Here is a 20,250-nt window from a genome sequence, read left to right on the forward strand (position 1 = left end):
CGGATCACGGCTCGACCACCTGGGTGGCCTCGTACGCGTGCGGGGAGTCGTGGGGCGCGGGGCCGGGTCCGTTCGAGGTCGGCCGGGCGGTGGCGGCGTACGTCTGGAGCTGGAGCCCGTCGCAGTAGCACCACCGGTCGTGCACCGGGTCGAACACCCACAGCGAGTCGCCGTCGATGGCCAGGCCGATCCGCAGGCCCCGGGTGCGGTCGCGGAACGCCTCCAGGTCGGTGCCGCCCGCGGCGAGGTCCTCCAGCAGGGCCCGGTAGCGGCCGAGCGCCCGCTCGACCTCCGCCAGGGCCGGCCGGGGGTCGGCGGTGCGGCCGCGGGGCTGGGTGGCGGTGGTGGGCTCCTCGGGGAGCGAGACGAGCAGCCGGCCGTCCACCCATGCCGACCAGCCGTTGGCGCACATGATGTGCCCCCAGTCGCCCTCCCGGCCGATCAGCTGGACGGGCAGCAGCGGGTCCAGCCGGGTGGAGGGCTGCATCGGGTCGGGGGCGGTCCAGGTGGGCAGGCCGTCCCGGGGCGCCACGTGTGTGGGGCGGAAGTCGAACTCGGTCATCGGCGGGCTCATTTCCGCATGATCGCGGGCTCGTGGCGGCGCAACAGGTTGAGGATCGCGAGGCCCAGGAGGACGGAGATCCCCACCAGGATGGCCATGCTGCGCAGCCAGAGCCCGCGGTCGTGGCGGAAGAGCGGGTCGGCGGTGATGGAGTTCGGCAGGATGGCGTGCAGGTCGACGGTGCCGGCCATGGCGGCCAGGCCCCAGCGGGACGGGACCAGCCAGGCGAACTGCTCCAGCCCGGGCACCGCGTACAGCTTGAGCATCGCGCCGCTGAAGACGATCTGGACCACCGAGAGGAGGACCAGCATCGGCATGGTCGCCTCCTCCTTGGCGACCATGGCGGAGACCAGCAGGCCGAGCATCATCGCGCTGAAGGACAGCATGGCGACGGCGAGGATCAGTTCGGGGAGCGCGGGTAGGAAGACGCCGCTGTCGACGGCCACGCTCAGGTCCACCCCGAACAGGCCGACCGTGGTGAGCACCGCGGCCTGGACGACCGTGATCACCCCGAGCACCACCACCTTGGAGACCAGGTACGCCGATCTGGACAGGCCGACGACGCGTTCTCGCTGGTAGATGGCGCGTTCCTTGACGATTTCGCGGACCGCGTTGGCGGAGCCGGTGAGCAGGCCGCCGATGCAGAGGGTGAGCAGGCAGTTCAGCGCGTTCTCGGGGGTGAGCCGGCCGCCGGTGATCACCCGGCACATCGCGCCGACGATGAACGGCAGCGCGACCATGACGGTCAGGAACAGCTTGTCGGCGGCCAGCACGGCCGAGTAGCGGCGGATCAGGGTGCCGAGCTGCGAGCCCCAGCTCTGCGGCTTGGCCGGCCCGAGGTACGCCTCGCCTCCCGGGGCCGGCTGCGGGACGGGGGACTCGGTCGCCGCGGCGACGTACTGCTCGTACTGGGGGGACTCGCGGAACCGGCGCTGCCAGGTCTCGTGGTCCTCGTTCTCGAAGGCCTCGAAGGCCTGCGGCCATTCGGTGAACCCGAAGAACGGCAGCGCCTCGTCGGGCGGACCGTAGTAGGCGGTCCGGCCGCCCGGGGCGAGCACCAGCAGCCGGTCGCAGACGTCCAGGCTGAGCACGCTGTGGGTGACCACGACGACCGTGCGGCCGTCGTCGGCCAGGTCCCGCAGCATCTGCATGACGGAGCGCTCCATGCCCGGGTCGAGGCCGGAGGTCGGCTCGTCGAGGAAGAGCAGGGACGGCTTGGTGAGCAGTTCGAGGGCGACGCTGACGCGTTTGCGCTGGCCGCCGGAGAGGCTGGAGATCACCAGGTCGGCGCGCTTCTCCAGGCCCAGTTCGTGGATCACCTCGGTGACCCGGGCGGCCCGTTCGGAGGCCGCGGTGTCGCCGGGGAAGCGCAGTTCGGCGGCGTAGGTGAGGGCCCGCCGGACGGTCAGCTGGGTGTGCAGGATGTCGTCCTGCGGCACCAGGCCGATCCGCTGGCGCAGTTCGGCGTAGTCCCGGTAGAGGTCGCGGCCGTCGTACAGGACGGTGCCCTCGTCGGCGGGCCGCAGCCCGGTGAGGGCGTTGAGCAGCGTGGACTTGCCGGCGCCGCTGGGGCCGGCCACGGCCAGCAGGGCCTTCTCGGCGAGCGGGAAGGAGACGTCGTCCAACAGGACCCGCCGGTCCTTGCCGACCCGTACGAACAGGCCCTGCACGTTGAGCGAGATCTCGCCGGTGTCGACGTACTCGACGAGCCGGCCGTCCACCAGGCAGAGCGCCGAGTGCCCGATGCCGACGATGTCGGCGGGCCCGACGACGGCCTGCTGCACGGGGCGGCCGTTGAGGTAGGTGCCGTTGTGGCTGCCCAGGTCGACGATCTCGTGGGCGCCGTCCGGCAGGCTGCGCAGCTCGGCGTGGTGGCGCGAGACCACCAGGTCCTGGAGGACCAGGTCGTTGTCGGGTGCGCGGCCGATCCGGACGGTCGGGGCCGCCAGCGGCAGGACGGCGCTCGGCCGGCGGAAGATGCCGGAGCTCGCCGGCGCCACCAGCGACGGCCGCTCCCGCGGGGGCTCCGGCAGCACGGCGAAGCTGGCGCTCGGGCCGTCCGCGGAGTTCCCGAAGCGGATGCGGGTGCCCGGGCCGATGTCCTCGCGCCGGATGCGCCGACCGTCGGCGTAGGTGCCGTTGGTGCTGCCGACGTCCTCCAGCAGCCAGTGCCCGGAGTCCGTCAGCAGCACGGCGTGGTGCCAGGACACCCGGGGGTCGTCGAGGACGATCTCGCTGGTCGGGTCGCGGCCGACGTGATACTCCCGACTCGGGTCGATCAGCTGCGAGTCGGTGTCGGTGACGAGAACCAGTGGCGGCGCGGCGGGCGCGCCAGAGCGCTCTCCCATAGTCCGATCTTATCGCCGGGTGCCCCGACCGGCTGGACGAGACCGCGCGCCGGGTCCGCCACCGGCCGGCGGGGTGCCGCGGCCCGGGCGGGTTCCCGGGATGCCGCCGGTGAACAGGAAGGCGGCGGCGGCGATGGCGCTGCAGGCCAGCACCGCGGCCTTCAGCCCGTCGATCTGCGCGTCCCGGTAGTTCTCCACCAGGGCCGCCGCCTCGTCCGGCGGGACGTCCCCGCGCGCGGCCAGCGCGTCGGCCAGCTGGTCGGCCGGGACGAAGGAGATGCCCGCCTCGATCCGCAGGCCCGCCTGCTCCTGGACGGACTGCGAGATCCGCGGGTCGTCCTCGATGTTCGAGGTGACGGCCCCGGCCAGGGCGCCGATCAGGATCGCGCCGATCAGTGCCGTCCCGACCGAGGAGCCGAGGTTCTGCGCGGTGTACTGCAGCCCGCCGGCCGCGCTGCGCTCGGCCGCCGTCACGCTGGACTGCACCACGTTGCCGAGCTGGGAGGCGAGCAGGCCCATCCCGAGGCCGAGCGCGGCCATCGACCCGGCGAAGGACGCCCCCTGCAGCTCGGGCCCGATCGCCGTGATCAGCCAGACCGTGGCGCCCAGCAGGACGAGCAGCCCCGCCCGGACGACGGTGCGCGGCGAGGCGATCCGGAGCAGCAGCGAGCCGCTCATCGAGGCCAGAAGCATCGTCACCGACACCGGCAGCAGTTCCAGGCCGGTCTCGAAGGCGTCCATCCCCTGGACGGCCTGGAGGTAGAGCGGGATCACGAAGAACAGCCCGAGCAGCACGGTGTTCTGGTTGAACAGCGTGGTCAGACCGGACCGCAGGGTCCGGTTGGCGAACAGGTCCAGCGCCAGCAGCGGGTCGCCGCCCCGGGTCTCGTACCGGCGCTCGTGCAGCCGGAACAGGTTGAGCAGCGCGGCCCCGAGCGCCACCACGAACAGCGTCGGCGAGAAGCCCAGCACGGTGAACGGCGGGTTCCGCGGCGCCACCCAGCCCCAGGTGCCGCTCTGCAGCACGGCCAGCACCATCAGCGCCAGCCCGCAGGCCGACAGCGCGGCGCCGGTGACGTCCAGCGGGTTCCGCCGGGCCGGGGCCTCCTCGCGCGGGATCCACCCCATCGCCAGCAGGATCGCCGCCACCAGGACCACCTCGCCGGCGAACACCAGCCGCCAGGTCAGGTAGGTCGTCACCCAGCCGCCCAGCAGCGGCCCGACCGCGATCCCGGCGCCCGCCAGGCCGCCGATCACCCCGTACGCCACCGCCCGGTCGCGGCCGGTGTACGAGCCCGCCACCAGCGCGGCCAGCGCCGGCAGCACCAGCGCCGCGCCCAGGCCCTCGATCACCGACCAGCCCAGCGCCAGCACCCCCACGGTCGGCGCCACGGCGGTCAGCGCGGAGCCGCAGCCGTACACCCACAGGCCCACCACGAAGACCCGGCGGCGGCCGTAGCGGTCGCCCAGCTTGCCGCCGGTCAGCATGAAGGCCGCCATCACGAGGGTGTACAGCGTGATGACGGCCTGGATCGCGGTGACCTCGGTGTCGAAGTCCTCGACCAGCTGGCTGATCGACACGTTCATCACCGAGGCGTCCAGCACCATCAGGAACTGCGCGGTCCCCAGGACGGCCAGGGCCTTCCAGCGGTTCACGGTGCCTCCCGGGCGCGCGGCGGGTGCGGACGGTGCGCACCCGGTGCGCTGGCCCGAATCTAGGCCGACGGCGGGCCCGAGGCGTGCGGGGCGGGCCCGCCGGGAGCCGTTCGGGTGAGGGGACGCCGGGGGCCGGGCGTGGCGCACCCGACCCCCGGCCTCCCTCAGACCTCCTCAGGCCCCCTCGTCCAGGCCCCCTCAGGCCCCGGCGCCCTCCGTGACCGGCGGGACGCCGTCGGCGAGCTCCCGCAGCGCCGCCGTGAACGCCCCGACCCAGCCGGTGACCGTCGCCCGGCGGAACAGGTCGGTGCTGTATTCGAACCGGATCCGGATGCCGTCCGGGCCCGGCTCGATCCGGACGTAGAGCTCGGTCCGCGCTACGCCGGCGCTCTCCAGGCCGTGGACCTCGGTCTTCACGCCCGGCAGCTCGACCGCCGGCCGGTCGGGGTCGACCACGGTCAGCATCACCGCGTCGTACGGCCTGCGGTCGCGGCCCGGTCCGCGGTCCGCCGGTCCGCCGCCGGGCCCCGGGGCGTCGCCCGCGGTCGCGACGATCACCTCGTCCCATGCCAGCGCCTGGTGCCCGAGCGCGTCGAACAGCGCCCGCGTGGTGCGGTCGAGGGCCGCCTCGAACGGCACCCCCGGATCGGCCGCCACCCGCAGCGGCACCGGCCCGCCGACCATGCCGACGGTGCCGAAATGCGCCGGATCGGTGCGGTTGGCACTGGACAGGGCGAGCACCAGGTCGGACTGGCCGCAGAGCCCGCCGAGCCAGCGGGCGCACACCGTGGCCAGCAGCGCCGGCAGGGTGCTGCCCCGCTCGGCCGCCAGCCGCCGCAGCCGGTCCGCCGGCCCGGGCGGCAGCGCCGCCCCCACCACCGCCCCGCGCCCGGACGGCTCGGCCGGGCGCGGGCGGTCGACGGGCAGCCGCGGCCCGCTCGGCTCCCCGGCCAGCGCGTCCCGCCAGAACCGCTCCAGGCCCGCCCGGCCCGCACCCGTGGTCAGCCGGGCCTGGTCCGCGACGTACGCCCGGTACTGCGGCGCCGCGGGCAGAACAGGTTCGGCGCCGGCGCAGGCCGCCTCGTAGAGGGCGGGCAGCTCGCCCAGCAGCAGTCCCAGGGACCAGGCGTCGATCACCAGGTGGTGGAAGACCAGGACCAGCGCCCAGGAGCCCTCGCCGAGCCCGGCGAGCCCGGCCCGCCACAGCGGCGCCCGGTCCGGGGCGAACGGCCGCCCCGCCAGCTGCGCGCACCAGGCGTCCAGCGCCTCCGGGTCCACCTGCTCCGTCCGGACCTCCGGTGACAGCTCGGCGACCACCTCCTGGCGCGGCCCCCCGGCGGCCCCGGTGATCCGGCTGCGCAGCGCGTCGTGCCGCCGGGCCAGCAGCCCGAGGGCGGCGGCGAGGGCGGCCGGGTCGAGGTCCCCGGTCAGGTCGAGGCGCACGCTCGCGTTGCACACCTCCGGGAGCGGGTGCTCCCGGTGCCGGCGCCACACCCGCCGCTGCACCCCGGACAGCTCGAAGCCGTCCTCGGCCGGGGGCGGCAGCCGGCGGGCCAGCGCCCGGACGGTCGGCTGCCGGAAGAACTCGGTCAGCGTGCACTCCAGGCCCAGCTCGGTACGGAGCCGGCCGAGCAGCCCGACCGCGGCCAGCGAGTGGCCGCCGGCGGCGAAGAAGGACCGCTCCACCGGGACGGAGCCGACGCCCAGCTCCGCGCACCAGAGCGCGTGCACGGCCCGCTCGGCGGCCGTCACCGGGCCGTCCGCCGGGTCGGCACCGCCCGTACCGGCGTCCGGGGTAGAGCCGGTCGCACGGTCGGGCTCGGGCAGAGCACGCAGGTCGTGCTTCCCGGAGGCGTTGAGCGGGATCCGGTCGAGCAGCACCCAGGCACCCGGGACGAACTGCGGCGGCACCCGCTCGGCGAGCCCCGCGAGGACGTCCGCCGCCGCGGCGCCGGGATCGAGCACCAGGTACCCGACCAGCCCGGGCCCGCCGTCCGGGCCGCTGCGCACCACGACCGCCGCGTCCCGCACGCCCGGCAGGCCGAGCAGCACCCGCCGGGTCTCGGCGGGCTCGACCCGCACGCCCCGGATCTTCACCTGCTCGTCGCGCCGGCCCAGGTACTGCAGCGCACCCGCGGCGGTCCAGCGGCCCAGGTCGCCCGTCCGGTAGAGCCCGGCGGATGCGGCCGGGTTCTCGGCGGCCGGGTCCTGGGCGAACGGGTCCGCGACGAAGGCGGCCGCCGTCTCCCGCGGCCGGCCCAGGTACCCCAGGGCGGGTGCGGCGCCGCCCGCGTGGATCTCGCCGACCGCGCCGAGCGGTACCCGCCGCCCGTCACCGTCGAGCAGCCGGACCGCGACCCCGGCCACCGGGCGGCCGACCGGCGGAGCGTCGTCCAGCGGGTCCACCCGGTGGGAGGTCACCATCATCGACGCCTCGGTCGGGCCGTACTCGTTGAACAGCGCGCAGTCCGGGTGCGCGGCCAGGAAGCGGCGCAGCGCCGGGGTGGGCAGCAACCGCTCGCCGACGGAGACGAGTTCGCGCAGCTCGGGCAGCTCGGGACCGGTCTCCACCAGGTGGGCCAGGGCGCTCGCGGTGAGGCAGAGCCGCTGCACCCCGTGCGCGCGCACGGCGGCGGCGACGGCCCGGGGGTCGTACCGGGCCTCGTCGGGCAGCAGGACCAGGGCCCGGCCGCTGCCGAGGGTGGTGAGGAGCTCGAACAGGGCGAGGTCGAAGCCGGCGGACGCCCACTGCAGGGTCCGCAGCGCGGGGCGGGTCCGGTGGAACCAGCGGAACAGGTTGACCGGGCCGCGGTGCGGCAGCAGCACGCCCTTCGCCCGGCCGGTCGAGCCGGAGGTGTAGAGGCAGAGCGCCGGGTCGTCGGGCCCGGCCGCGGCCGGCGTGCCGGTGTCTCCGGCTGCGGCGTCCCGGTCGGCGGTGTCCGGTTCTGCGCCGTGTGCGGGGGTGGTGCCGGGTGCGGCGTCCGGGTCGAGCAGCCGCAGGCCGGGCAGGGCGGTGCGGACGTCGGCGGGCTCCGCCCCGGCGGTGGTGACCAGCAGCACCGCCCCGCTGTCCGTCAGCAGTTGCACCAGCCGGGCGGCGGGCTGGGCCGGGTCCAGCGGCAGCAGGACGGCGCCGGCCTTGAGCACGGCCGGCACGGACGCCACCGCGGTCACCCCGCGCGGCAGGCAGACGGCCACCACCTTCCCGGCCACGTCCGCCGCCCGCCGCAGCCGGTCGGCGAGGCGGTCGGCGGCGAGGTCCAGCTCGCGGTAGCCGACGGTGCGGTCGCCGTCGACCACGGCCGTCGCCGCGGGCACCCGGCGGGCCTGCCGTTCGAAGGCGTGGTGCAGCAGCTCCGCCGCGCCGTCCTGGTCGGCGGCCCGCGCCGGGCCCTGCTCCAGCGCCGCCAGGGCGCGGGCCTCGGCCGCGGGCGGCGCGGTGAGTTCCGACAGCCGCCGGTCCGCCGCGGCCCCGGCGGCCGATGCCAGCACCTGTTCGACGTACGCCAGCAGGCGCCGCACGGTCTCCCGCTCGAACAGCGCCGCGTCGAAGTGCGCCAGGCAGTGCAGCAGGCCGTCGCGGTACGACAGGCAGAGGCTGAGGTCGAACGGTGCCCGTGCGCTCGGCAGGTCGACCACCTCGCCGCGCAGCGCGCCCGCCGTGAAGCCGGACGCCGCGGCCCCCTCGTACTCCACCATCACCTGGAACAGCGGGTTGCGGCCCGAACCGCGCTCGGGGTTGACCGCGCGCACCAGCTCGTCGAAGGGCACCGCGTGGTCGTAGGCCTCGGCGGTGAGCGACCGGACCCGGCCGAGCAGCTCGGCGAAGGTCGGGTCCCCGGCCAGGTCGAGGCGGAGCGGCACGGTGTCCACGAAGAACCCGACGGTGTCCGCGCAGCCGGGCGGGCGGTTGCCGACGGCCGTTCCCAGGACCAGGTCGTCCTGTCCGCCGAACCGGCCCAGCACGGTACCGACGGCGGCCAGCACCGCCATGAACGGGGTCGCGCCCTGCCCGCGGGCGAAGCCGTCCAGGGCCTGCCGGACCGCGGGCCCGAAGGTGTGGGCGAGCCAGGCGCCGACCGGGGCCCGGTCGGTGCGCGGCCGGTCGGTGGGCAGCTCCGGCACCGGGGCGTCCCCGAGCCGTTCGCGCCAGTGGGCGAGCCGGGCCGGATCGGCCGGGCCCGTGGGCGCCGGCGGTACGGGCGGCAGCGCGGCCTGCGGGGCGGGCGGGTGCGACCCGGGGTGCAGCCCGGCGGCCAGCTCCCGGCCGAGGACGTGCAGCGAGCCCGCGTCGAAGACCAGGTGGTGGGTCAGGAGCAGCAGGACGTGCCGGTCGGGGGCCGACCGCAGCAGCCGGGCCCGTACCAGCGGGGCACGGGTGAGATCCAGCGGCTCGTCGCCGAGTTCGGCGAGGTGGGCGGCGACCGCCTCCTCCTCGGGGCGGTCGGTGCAGTCCACCAGCGGGCAGTCCAGGACCGCCTGCGCCTGCACCGCCTGGCGCGGTTCGCCGTCGTGCTCGTGGAAGGCGGTGCGCAGGGCCGGCTGCCGCCGCACGGCCCGGTCGAGCGCCGAGCGCAGCGCCGCCGGGTCCAGCGGGCCGTCGAAGCGGATCGCGCGCGGCTCCAGGTAGTCGCCGCTGCCGGGGGAGAGCTGTTCCAGGAACCAGACCCCGCGCTGGGCGGGGGTCAGCGGCAGCACGGTGTCGGCGGCGGGTTCGGGGGCGGGTCCGGCAGCGGCGCTTGCGGCACGGGGTTCGGCGTTCTCGGTGGGTTCGGTGGTTTCGGTCGGCAGGGGTGCCCCCGCCGGGGCGAAGCGGCGGCGGAGCTCGTCCAGCGGGACCAGCCCGTCCAGCACCTGCCCGCGGCTCAGCCCGAAGTCGACGAAGCTCGCGATCTCGTCCGCCCCGGCGGCCAGCAGCCGTTCCACCACCGGCACGGCGTCGTCCACCGAGCCGATCAGCGCCCGGCCCGCGCAGTACTGCTCGTACGCCCGGTGCAGCAGGAAGTCCAGGTCCTCGGGCGGGGTGCGCTCCAGGTCGGCGGCCAGTCCGAGGCTGTTGGCGAAGGGTCCGAGCAGCGCCATCGACGACCGCAGGTAGGCGCAGAACGGGTCGCGGGCGGCCGCCCGGGCCCGGCCCCCGTCGTTGCCGAGGTAGGTGTGCACCAGCACCACCACCCGCCCGGCGTCCGGGTCGAGCCCGGCCTCGGCGCGGGTGCGTCGGTACAGGGCGATGTTCGCGGCGAGCTGCTCCACGCTCTGCGCCATGAGATTGGTGACGACGCCCAGCCCGTTGCGGGCGGCGGCCCGGTAGCTGTCCGGGTTCTGGGCGACCGCGACGAACAGCGGCGGCATCGGCTGCACCGGCCGGGGGTACAGCGCGAGGTCGACCGGCCGGCCGTCCCCGGCCGTCGCGGCGACCGGCTCGCCGGCCCAGAGCGCCCGGACCGTCTCCAACCGCTCGTACATCAGCTCGCGGTGCCGGCCGAAGGACTCCGGTGCCAGGGCGAAGTCGCGGGCGTGCCAGCCGGAGGCGACGCAGAGGCCCGCCCGGCCGTCCGAGAGGTTGTCGACCACGGACCACTCCTCCGCCACCCGGACCGGATGGTGCAGCGGGAGGACGACCGAGCCCGCGTGCAGCCGGATCCGGGAGGTGCGGGTGGCGAGTGCGGCGGCCAGCACCGAGGGGTTGGGGAAGAGGCCGCCGAAGGAGTGGAAGTGCCGTTCGGGCAGCCAGGCGGTGTGGAAGCCGTGCTCGTCGGCGAAGGCGGTGGCGTCCAGGATCAGGTCGTACTTGTGCCGGCCCTCCTGCTCGGGGTAGTCGCCGAAGAAGTAGAGGCTGAAGTCGCAGTGCCCGGTGGGGACTTCGGTCCGGTACGGCATCGGGGCGGGGGTCGGAACCGGCGCCGTGGCCGGTGCGGACACCGGTATCGGGGCCGGTGCGGGGACAGCGGCGGGCGGGGGTGCGGGGAGTGCCGTCCGGCCGTCCAGCAGGGCGAGTTGGCGTTCGACCAGCTCGGTGACCCGCTCGGTGAGCCGCAACTGCCGGTCGACGAGGGCCTGGACGGGATCGCCCGCCGGGGCCGCCCCGGTGTGTGGCGGGGACCCGCTCGGTGTCGGTGTCGGTGTCGGTGGCCCGGCCGGGCGGCGCGCGTGCAGGGCGGCGGCCAGCTTGCGGGGGGTGTCCAGGGATTCGAAGAGGTCGCGCAGCGGCACCGCCGTGCCGAACCGCTCCGCCAGCTCGCGGCCCATCGCGGCGAGCGAGAGCGAATCCGCCCCCAGCGCCACGAAGGTGCCGTCAGGGGCCACCTCCTCGACCGGGCAGGCGAGCTGACGGGCCGTCAGATCCACCACCTCGGCGAGCACCGCGTCGGGGAGCTCGTCGCCGGGGCGCTCGCCGTCCAGGAGTCGGACGTCGGGGAGCGGGCGGGCCACCGGGCCGGGTGCGGCCGGTCCGGCCGGTTCCGTCCCGCCGCGTGCTCCCGGACCGACGGCGACGGCGTACGGGACGTCCGTCCGCCGGAACGGGTAGCGCGGCAGCGGCTCGGCGGGCAGCGCGCCCTCGCGCGGCAGCCGGACGGGCGCGCCCAGGCAGTACAGCTCGGCCAGGGCCAGTGCGTCGCCCGCCTCGGCCGGGAGCGCCCGCCGCTGGGTGGCGGTCCACGGGTGCCCGCCCGTCGTCCGCCGGCCCAGCCGGCTCAGCTCCTCGTCGGGCCCGATCGCGACGTGGGCCCGGCAGCCCGCCTCCGTCAGCGCGTGCAGTGCCTCCCGGAAGCGGACCGGGCCGCGCAGCTGAGCGGTGAGGTGGTCCGCGCCGACGACGGTCCCCGGCGGCAGGAGCGTTCCGTCCAGGCCGGAGGCGAACGGCAGCCGGAGCGGACGGAAGTCGAACCCCGCGGCCGTGCGGCGGAACTCCGCCACGATCGGGTCGAGTGCGGCCGAGTGGAACGCCCGGTCCACCGGGAGCCGCCGCCAGGCCACGCCCTCGGCGTCGAGCAGGGCGCCGGCCCGCTCCGCGTCCTCGACCCGGCCGGCGAGCACCTGGCTGTCGGCCGCGTTCTCGGCGGCCAGACAGAGCCCGGCCGCGGCGGCGATCCGCTCGGCGCGTGCGCGGTCGGCCCGGACGGCGAGCATCGCGCCGGGTGCGGTGGCCTGCATCAGCCGTCCGCGCAGGGCGGTCAGCCGGAGGGCGGCGGTGGTGTCGAGGCCCCCGGCGGCCCAGAGGGCGGCGTACTCGCCGACGCTGTGGCCCAGGACGAAGTCCGGATGCAGCCCGCGGGCCGACCAGAGCGCGGTGGCCGCGGCCTGGGTGGCGAACAGTGCGGGCTGCGCCAGCTCGGTGCGGAGCGGGCCCTCGGGCGCCCCGGCGAGGCCGGCCAGCAGCCCGGTGCCGGTGAGCCGGTGGTACTCCTCGTCGCAGGCGGCCAGGACGTCCGCGGCGGCCGGGTGCGCCCGGAGGAAGGGCAGCAGCGGCCGGGGGTCGGAGCCCTGGCCCGCGTAGGCGAAGGCGGTGGGGCCGTGGCCGGCCGGGGCCGCGCTGCCGTCCCGGCCGTCGACGGCGGTACCGGTGCGCAGCCAGGTGTCCAGCGCGTCGGCGAGTGCGGGGGCGGTGCGGCCGGTGAGGGCGAGCCGGTGGGTGCGGCGGGGGCGGCGGGCCAGTTCGGCGGCCACGGCCGCCACCGGCTCCGCGGGCCGCTCGCGCAACCGCCCCGCCAGGGCGGCGGCCAGCTCGCGCAGCGCCTCGGGGTGCTCGGCGGACAGCGCCAGCACGGCGGGGCCTGCGGCTGCCGCCGCGGTCGTCGCGCCGGTCGCCCCGGGTGCCGCCGGCGGCTGCGCAGCGGGTGCCCCGGGGGCCTCCTCCAGGACGACGAAGGCGTTGGTGCCGCCGACGCCGAGGGCGCTGACCCCGGCGCGCCGCGGCGTCGGGCCGGCCGGCCACGGGCGGGTGCCGGTGGCCAGGACGAACGGGCTGCCGGCCGGGTCGACGGCGGGGTTCGGCTCGGTGAGCCCGGGCGTGCCGACCAGGGTGCGGTGGCGCAGCATCAGCACCGTCTTGAGCAGCCCCGCCATACCGGCGCAGGTGTCCAGGTGGCCCAGGTTGGCCTTGACGGACCCGAGCGCGCAGAAGCCGGTCCGGCCGGAGGGGCTGCGCAGGGCGGCGGAGAGGGCGGCGAACTCGACCGGGTCGCCCAGCGGGGTGCCGGTGCCGTGCGCCTCCACGTGGCCGAGGCTGTCGGCGGGCGCCCCGGCCCGGGCGAGCGCCCGCTCGACGGCCTCGGTCTGCCCGGCGACGCCGGGCGCGGTGAAGCCGATCTTGCCGGACCCGTCGTTGGTGACGGCCGATCCGGCGATCACCGCGAGCACCCGGTCGCCGTCCGCCAGCGCCCGGTGCAGCGGTTTGAGCAGGACGACGGCGACCCCGTTGCCGCCGACCGTGCCATCCGCGGCGGCGTCGAAGGGGCGGCACCGGCCGCTCGGCGAGAGCACGCTGCCGGGGTGCAGCCGGTAGCCGGAGTGCTGCGGCAGGTGGACCGCGGCGGCGCCGGCGAGGGCCAGGTCGGCGTCGCCGTCCAGCAGGGCCTGAACGGCGAGGTGGACGGCCACCAGCGCGGACGAGCACGCCGTCTGCACCCCGACGGCGGGCCCGCGCAGGTTCAACCGGTAGGCGACCCGGGAGGCCAGGAAGTCGGGTGCCGCGCCGAGCGAGGCCTGCATGGCGACGCCGAGGTCCTCGGGTAGCCGACCGGCCTGGTTCTGGTAGTCGTACAGGTTCATGCCGGCCCCGGCGTAGACGCCGATCCGCTCGCCCCGGGCGGGGTCGGCGTAGCCGCCGTCCTCCAGGGCGTGGTGGCTGCACTCCAGGAACAGGCGGTGGGCCGGGTGGGTGAGTGCCGCCTCGTGCGGGCTGATGCCGAAGAAGCGGTGGTCGAAGGCGGTAACGTCGTCCAGCACCGCGCCGAAGGGCCGCAGCCCCGGATCGGCGGCGTCCTCGGGGGCGACGCCGGCCGCGGCGAGGTCGTCCGCACCGAAGGCGGAGATCCGGGAGACGCCGCCGCGCAGGTCGGCCCAGAGGCCCGCGAGGTCGGTGGAGCCGGGGAAGCGGAAGGCCGTGCCGATGATCGCGATCCGCCGGTCGTCGCCTGCGGCGGGGCCTGCGGTGGGGTCTGCGTCCGCCGCCACCGCGGGCGTCGGGGTCGGGGCCGCGGTGGCGCCACCGGCCGCGGTGGGCCGGTCGAGGGCGGCGGCGAGGGCGGCGGGGGTCGGGTGCTCGAAGAGCAGTGTCCGGGGGAAACCGCGGCCGAGGTCGCGCTCCAGTTCGGCGTGCAGCCGCACCAGTGCGACCGAGCCGAGCCCCAGTTCGTGGAACGGCGTCGCGTCGCCGGGGCCGCCGGTGGACGGGCCGGGGCGGTCGGCGAGGACCGTGCGGACGGCCCGGCGGACCGCTTCCAGGGTGCGTCCCGGCGCCGGCCGCGGGACGGGGGACGCGGTCGGGAGGTCCGCCGCGCCGGGGGAGAGCAGGAGCTCCCGGGCGGCCCCGCGCAGGACCTTGCCGCTGGTCGTCCGGGGGAAGTCCGCGGGGGCCACCGGGCGGACGGCCGCCGCGGTCAGCCGCAGCCGGGCGAACAGCGTCCGGCGCAGCTCCCGCGCCACCGCGGCGGCGTCCCGCTCGGGGCCGTCGGTGGCGAACAGCACCCCCAGCACCTCGGTGCCGCTCTCCCCGTCGGGCAGCCCGCAGGCCGCCACCGCACCGGCCAGCACGCCGTCGACGGAGGCCGCCACCTCCTCGATCTCGTGGCAGAGATGGTTGTGGCCGTTGAGGATCACGACGTCCTTGCTGCGCCCGGTGATCACGAGCTCGCCGTCCGCGAGGAAGCCGAGGTCCCCGGTGTCCAGCCAGCTGCGGGGCGCCCAGTCGCCGGTCGGGAAGGCCCGGCGGTCGGCCTCGGCGTCGTCGACGTAGCCCGGGGTGACCCGCGCCGAGCTGACCTGGAGCGTGCCGATCCGGCCCTCGGGCAGGACGGTGCCCCGGTCGTCGACGATCCGCAGGGTGGCCCCCGGGGCGGGGCGACCGACCGCGACGAGGTCCAGGCAGTCGTCGTCCGGCACCTCCGGCCCCGCGTACGCCACGTCGCCGGCCAGGCTGGAGCGGTGGATCCGGTGGGTGCTGCCGGGGGCGCCGAACCGGCCCACGGTGATGCCGGTGCAGGTCTCCGCCATGCCCCAGGCGGGACGGAAGGTGTCGGCCGCGAGCCCGAAGCGGGCGGTCTCCGCGAGGAATCCGCGGACCAGCCCGGGGGTGATCTGCTCGCCGCCGCTGACCAGGGTGCGGACGGCCGACAGGTCGACGTCGGTGTCAGGGTGCCCGGCGAGCGCCCGGCGGACCAGTTGGTAGCCGAAGGCGGGGGCCCAGGTGTGGTGCACCCGGTAGGTGTCGAGGAGGTCGAGCCAGCGCAGCGGGTCGGCCAGGACCGGATCGGTGGGCACCTGGACCTGGGTGGCGCCGGCGTACAGCGGGAGCAGGTGGTACAGCAGCAGGGCGCCGCTGTGGTCGGTGGGGAGCCAGTTGAGGGTGACCTCGCCGGGCCGCCAGTCGAGCAGTCGGCGCGAGCCGTGGCCGAACTCGGCGAGTCCGCGGTGGGTCAGCCGGGCGGCCTTCGCGGTGCCGGTGCTGCCGGAGGAGAGCATCAGGAGGGCGGTGTCGCCGTCCCGGGGGCGGTGCGGTTCGGCGGCCGGGCCGTCGGTGAGCGAGGCGGGATCGATCACCCGCACCGCGGCGCCGGGTCCGGATCCGCGTAAGGTGCCGGGTCCGGCTCCGGAGCCGGTGAGGACGGCGGCGGTGGCGGCGTCGGCCAGCACCGGGGGCTGCCCGAGCAACTGCCAGGCCCGGGCGAACCGGCCCTCGCCGACGGCCCAGCGGGCGGCGTCCACCGGTTCGTCGACCGCCAGTGGTTCGAGTCCGCCGAGCAGGCAGGCCCAGAGCGCGGGGAAGAAGGCGCCCGGCGGCAGCGCGGCGAGGATCACCCGGTCGCCCGGACCGAGGCCGTGCCGGTGCAGGCCGCCGAGCATCCGGCGCGCGGTGTCGAGCAGCTCCGGGTAGTGGACGGTGCGCGCCCCGCCCCGCCGGTCGAGCGTCACCAGCCCGGCCGTCGGGTGGCGTTCGGCCGCCTGCCGGAGCAGCTCGGGCAGGGTGCGCGGTTCGTCGGGTGCGAGCTTCACGGGCCCCCCGTGGCTCAGCGCGAGCGGTTTCCGGATCATCCTGTCCCCCCGTGTCCATGCCAATGACCATGATGACAACACGGCTCCCACCCGGGGGACAACCCTCCCCGATCAAGGGGTCGGTGCCGGCGCCCGCGTGCCGCCGACCCGTCAGTGTGGAGGCCGGGGGCGGGCGTCGGCGGAGGCGGCCGTATGCGAGAACGTCATGGAACGGCCCCCCACCGGTTACACGGGCGACCCCGGCGGTGTGTCATGCTCCCGTTAACACAACGTCAACACGCGTAGATCGTCGCGGCCCGCCCCCACCGGATCCGCGGGCTTCGTCACGCGTCGACCAGGAAAGGGACAGCCCCTCATGTCCGTTTCGTCCATACGCAGATGGAAGGCGCTGGCGGCCGCCGTCTCCGCCGTTCTCCTCGGCGTCGGTCTGCCGGCCGTCACCGCCGCACCCGCCAACGCCGCCGGGCCGTACGACAGCACGTACTACAAGAACGCGGTCGGCAAGACCGGAGCGAGCCTCAAGTCCTCGCTGCACACCATCATCGGCACCGGGCAGACCCGGATCTCCTACGACGCCGTCTGGAACGCCCTCAAGGTCCTCGACCAGGACCTCGGCAACACCAACAACGTCGTCCTGCTGTACAGCGGCACCTCGCGCTCCAAGTCCCTCAACGGCGGCGCCGTCGGCAACTGGAACCGCGAGCACGTCTGGGCCCAGTCCCACGGCGACTTCGGCACCTCGGCCGGCCCCGGCACCGACCTGCACCACCTGCGCGCGGCCGACGTCCAGGTCAACAGCATCCGCGGCAACAAGGACTTCGACCGGGGCGGCAGCGCGGTCAGCGGCGCGCCCGGCAGCTACACGGACGCCGACTCCTTCGAGCCGCGCGACTCCGACAAGGGCGACGTCGCCCGCATGATCCTCTACATGGCCGTCCGGTACGAGGGCGACGACTCCTGGCCCGACCTGGAGGCCAACGACTCGATCAACGGCAGCACCCGCTTCCACGGCCGGCTCTCCGTGCTCAAGCAGTGGAACGAGCAGGACCCGCCGAGCGCCTTCGAGCAGCGCCGCAACCAGATCATCTTCGACACCTACCAGAAGAACCGGAACCCCTTCATCGACCACCCGGAGTGGGTCGAGGAGATCTGGTAGTCCGCACGCCCGACCGGGCCCCCGCCCCGCAACCCGGGGCGGGGGCCCGGCCCTTCGGCTACGGTCGCCCGCGCCCGCGCCCGCGCCCGCGCCCGCGCCCGCGCCCGCGCCCGCGCCCGGGCCCAGGCCCGGACCGGAGCTCGGCGAGCCAGGGGTGCCCCGGGTGCACCCGGTCGAGCAGGCGGGCCAGGGTCCGGCGGCGGGCGGCGTCCAGCCGGGGGAGTGCGGCGGCGAAGTCCTGCCGGTCCTTCGGGCGCTCCCCCTTCGCCTTGAACAGCAACGCCAACTCCGGTGCCAGGTACGGGACCCCGTCCGCCGTCCGGCAGACCACCGCCCGGTACGGCAGCCGTATCGACGGGTCGCGCCGGCAGATCCAGGTCGCGCCGTCGTGGGGCTCGCGGAACACGTCCACCCGGTAGTCGCCGGTCGCCGGATCGCGCAGCCAGGTCTGGTGACTCAGCTCCCACACCTCGGGCCCCGGGTCCTCCCACAGCCGTCCGGACGCCACGATGTCGCAGGCCAACTCCGGGAAGAAGGAACGGAGTTCGTCGAAGCGGCCGGCCGGAACCGCGATCTCCAGGTCGCCGTGCGGCCTGGTCGGCCCGCCCAGGAACAGATCGACGGCCCAGCCCCCGGCCACGTACCAGGGCACCTGCGCCCCCGCCAGCCGGGCGGCGACCTGCGTCGGCGTCCACGCGCGCGCCCACCGGACCGCGGCCTCGTCCTCGGTCAACCCGACCCCGCCCGGGGGAAGTCCATCGGTCATCCGGCCAGCCTAAGACCGACCACTCCCGCCGGGCGCACGGCGCGAAGCGTCGGACGTGCCCCGGTGCCTCCGCCGGCGGAGGCGCTGCCGAACCGAGCAGGATCGGAGAAGCGCCGGGCGGCACGCGGCCGCTAGCGTTGCGGCCATGGACATCACCATTCACACCACCGCCCTCCCGCACGACGACCCGGACGCCTCCGTCGCCTTCTACCGGGACGTCCTGGGCTTCGAGGTCCGCAGCGACGTCGGCCAGGGCCGGATGCGCTGGATCACCGTCGGCCCGGTCGGCCAGCCCGGCACCTCCATCCTGCTGGCCCCGCCCGCCGCCGACCCCGGGATCACCGAGGCCGAGCGGCACACCATCACCGAGATGATGGCCAAGGGCACCTACGGCTGGATCCTGCTCGCCGCCCCGGACCTCGACGCCGTCTTCGAGAAGGTCCAGGCCGGTGACGTCGAGGTCGTCCAGGAGCCGACCGACCAGCCCTACGGCGTCCGCGACTGCGCGTTCCGCGACCCCGCGGGCAACCTGGTCCGCATCCAGGAAGTCCGCTGACGCCGGGACGTCCCCGGAGCGCCCGGCCGTCCCCCGCCGTCCCCCGGCGCCGTCGAGGCGCCGGGCCGGCCCCGCACCTCCCCCTCGGTGGGCGCCGCGGCCGGCGGTCCGGCGCCCACCGGCCCGACGAGAGGATCCCCTCGTGTGCCACCCCGCCTGGGCGCGCGCCCGCGTCGCCGCGCAGCACCTGAACGAACTGGCCCGGCTGCGCCGGGTCCGTGACCGGATCGACCGCGAGTACGCGCAGCCGCTGGACGTCGAGGCCCTCGCCCGGGAGGCGGGCCTGCCGGGCGGACTGCTCGCCCGCCGCTTCCGCCTCGCCTACGGGCTCTCCCCGTACGCCTACCTGACGCGGCGGCGGATCGGGCACGCGCTCGCGCTGCTGCGCCGGGGCGGCCTCGGGGTCGCCGAGGTGGCCGCGGCGGTGGGCTGTGCCACCCCGGGGGTCTTCGGCGCCCGCTTCACCGAGCTGGTCGGCCGCTCGCCCGCCGACCACCTCCGCGGGGCCGCCGGAGCGGGCCGGGCGCCGGCGGGCCCCGTGCCGCGGCTGCCCTTCCCGTCCGCGGGGAGTCGTGACTCCCGGGTGGGCGTGCCGCAACCCGCGTGAAGCGTGAAGCGTGAAGGGGTGGGCCCGGCGCGGTCGGCCGATCGCGTTCGGCGGCAGCGCCGGGCCCTTCCCCGCCCCCGACGGGTGCGTGTGGGAGGCTGCTCCCGCGCCGCCTGTCGCGCCCTGACGGGACGTCCGCCCGGGGTGAGGCCGCGTCAGGTTCCTCCACGGAGGAGGGACGTCCCCACGACACCACCGGAGGACCGCATGACCGAGGCAGCACCGCGCGAGCTCGACGAGCGGCTGCGGGACACCCGCGCCCGGCTGGAGGACGACGTCGACCTCTGGGTGGCCACGGCGGGCCCCGCGGGCCCGTACCTCGTCCCGCTGTCGTTCCTCTGGGACGGTGACGCGTTCCTGATATCCACCGCCGAGGCCACGATCACCAGCCGCAACCTGCTCGCCGACGGCACGGTGCGGCTGGCCCTCGGCCCGACCCGGGACGTCGTCCTGGTGGATGCCACCGCCGAGCCGGTGGCTCCCGCCGACCTCGACCGGGCGACGGGCGACGCGTTCGCGGCGAAGACCGGCTTCGACCCGCGCACGCTCGACCAGCCCTACCAGTACTTCCGGATCCGCCCCAGTCGCGTCCAGGCCTGGCGCGAGGTGAACGAGCTCCGGGACCGCGTGCTGATGCGCGACGGCGACTGGCTCGGCTGACGCCGCCCGGCCCGGGCGCGGGCCCCTCCCCGCGGGCCTGCCCGACGGCCGGCACCGTACCGCTCACCACCCGCACGGAAGGGAGCCAGCCATGGCGACCACGAAGAAGACCGCCAAGACCGCCGAGAGCTCCACGCCGGCCAGGGCCGCGAGGACTGCGAAGACCGCGAAGAGCGCGGAGACCGCGAAGGCCACCAGGACGGCGAAGACCGCCGGGACCGCAAAGCCTGCCGAGGCTGCCGACGCCACTGACGCCGGCTACGAGGGCTTCACCGCGGACGAGCGGGCGGCGATGAAGGAGCGCGCCAAGGAGCTGAAGGGCTCCGCGCGGCGCGGCTCCGGCAAGGCGAAGGCGGACCCGGAGGCCGAGGTCCTGGCGAAGATCGCCGAGATGGAGGAGAACGACCGGGCGCTCGCCACGGCGCTGCACGCCATCGTCCGCGAGAACGCGCCGGACCTCGCCCCCAAGCTCTGGTACGGCATGCCCGCCTACGCCCGCGCAGGCAAGGTGGTCTGCTTCTTCCAGAGCGCGCAGAAGTTCAAGACCCGGTACGCCACCCTCGGGTTCAGCGACCTGGCGCGCCTCGACGAGGGCACGATGTGGGCCAACGCCTACGCGCTGACCACCCTCACCGCCGACGACGAGCAGCGCATCGCCGAGCTGATCCGCCGCGCCGCCGGCTGAGGTACCGTCCGGCGCCCGCCCGCCCGCCCGCCCGCCCGCC

The 20,250-nt window shown here is 76.2% G+C and carries 10 protein-coding genes; 5 read left to right on the top strand and 5 right to left on the bottom strand.

Annotation, left to right across the window (positions count from 1 at the left end; all coding sequences use genetic code 11):
• Positions 1–4: 4 nt before the first annotated feature.
• From ACWGB8_RS15075 to ACWGB8_RS15090, 4 genes are all read right to left on the bottom strand, one after another.
• Entirely contained in the window at positions 5–574 is a 570-nt protein-coding gene (locus ACWGB8_RS15075; protein WP_452213752.1) for a hypothetical protein, read from the bottom strand.
• The gene (locus tag ACWGB8_RS15080; protein ID WP_452213754.1) at positions 571–2,910 is read right to left on the bottom strand and encodes an FHA domain-containing protein; all 2,340 of its coding nucleotides are present in this window, start codon (positions 2,908–2,910) and stop codon (positions 571–573) included. Before ACWGB8_RS15080 ends, ACWGB8_RS15075 begins: the two co-directional genes overlap by 4 nt.
• A 9-nt stretch (positions 2,911–2,919) precedes the next feature.
• Positions 2,920–4,566 carry an MFS transporter gene (locus ACWGB8_RS15085; RefSeq protein WP_452213756.1) on the bottom strand — a complete coding sequence of 549 codons (1,647 nt, stop codon included), beginning with the start codon at positions 4,564–4,566 and terminating at the stop codon, positions 2,920–2,922.
• A 198-nt stretch (positions 4,567–4,764) separates the two neighbouring features.
• The gene (locus ACWGB8_RS15090; protein WP_452213758.1) at positions 4,765–15,780 is read right to left on the bottom strand and encodes a MupA/Atu3671 family FMN-dependent luciferase-like monooxygenase; all 11,016 of its coding nucleotides are present in this window, start codon (positions 15,778–15,780) and stop codon (positions 4,765–4,767) included.
• A 355-nt stretch (positions 15,781–16,135) separates the two neighbouring features.
• Between ACWGB8_RS15090 and ACWGB8_RS15095 the strand changes: the two genes are divergently transcribed.
• Positions 16,136–16,936, top strand: a complete 801-nt coding sequence (locus ACWGB8_RS15095) for an endonuclease I family protein (RefSeq protein WP_452213760.1) — start codon at positions 16,136–16,138, stop codon at positions 16,934–16,936.
• 58 nt (positions 16,937–16,994) lie between these two features.
• Here ACWGB8_RS15095 and ACWGB8_RS15100 read toward each other — a convergent pair whose 3' ends face one another.
• Entirely contained in the window at positions 16,995–17,702 is a 708-nt protein-coding gene (locus ACWGB8_RS15100) for a nucleotidyltransferase domain-containing protein (protein ID WP_452213762.1), read from the bottom strand.
• 145 nt (positions 17,703–17,847) lie between these two features.
• Between ACWGB8_RS15100 and ACWGB8_RS15105 the strand changes: the two genes are divergently transcribed.
• The 4 genes from ACWGB8_RS15105 to ACWGB8_RS15120 all read left to right on the top strand — a co-directional run bounded on the left by ACWGB8_RS15105 (position 17,848) and on the right by ACWGB8_RS15120 (position 20,210).
• The gene (locus tag ACWGB8_RS15105; RefSeq protein ID WP_452213764.1) at positions 17,848–18,258 is read left to right on the top strand and encodes a VOC family protein; all 411 of its coding nucleotides are present in this window, start codon (positions 17,848–17,850) and stop codon (positions 18,256–18,258) included.
• 142 nt (positions 18,259–18,400) lie between these two features.
• Entirely contained in the window at positions 18,401–18,865 is a 465-nt protein-coding gene (locus ACWGB8_RS15110; RefSeq protein WP_452213765.1) for a helix-turn-helix transcriptional regulator, read from the top strand.
• Positions 18,866–19,072: 207 nt separating this feature from the next.
• Positions 19,073–19,525, top strand: a complete 453-nt coding sequence (locus ACWGB8_RS15115) for a pyridoxamine 5'-phosphate oxidase family protein (RefSeq protein WP_452213767.1) — start codon at positions 19,073–19,075, stop codon at positions 19,523–19,525.
• Between the two features lie 292 nt (positions 19,526–19,817).
• Positions 19,818–20,210, top strand: a complete 393-nt coding sequence (locus ACWGB8_RS15120; protein ID WP_452213773.1) for an iron chaperone — start codon at positions 19,818–19,820, stop codon at positions 20,208–20,210.
• Positions 20,211–20,250: the final 40 nt, after the last annotated feature.

It is taken from the genome of Kitasatospora sp. NPDC054939 (genome assembly GCF_053610105.1).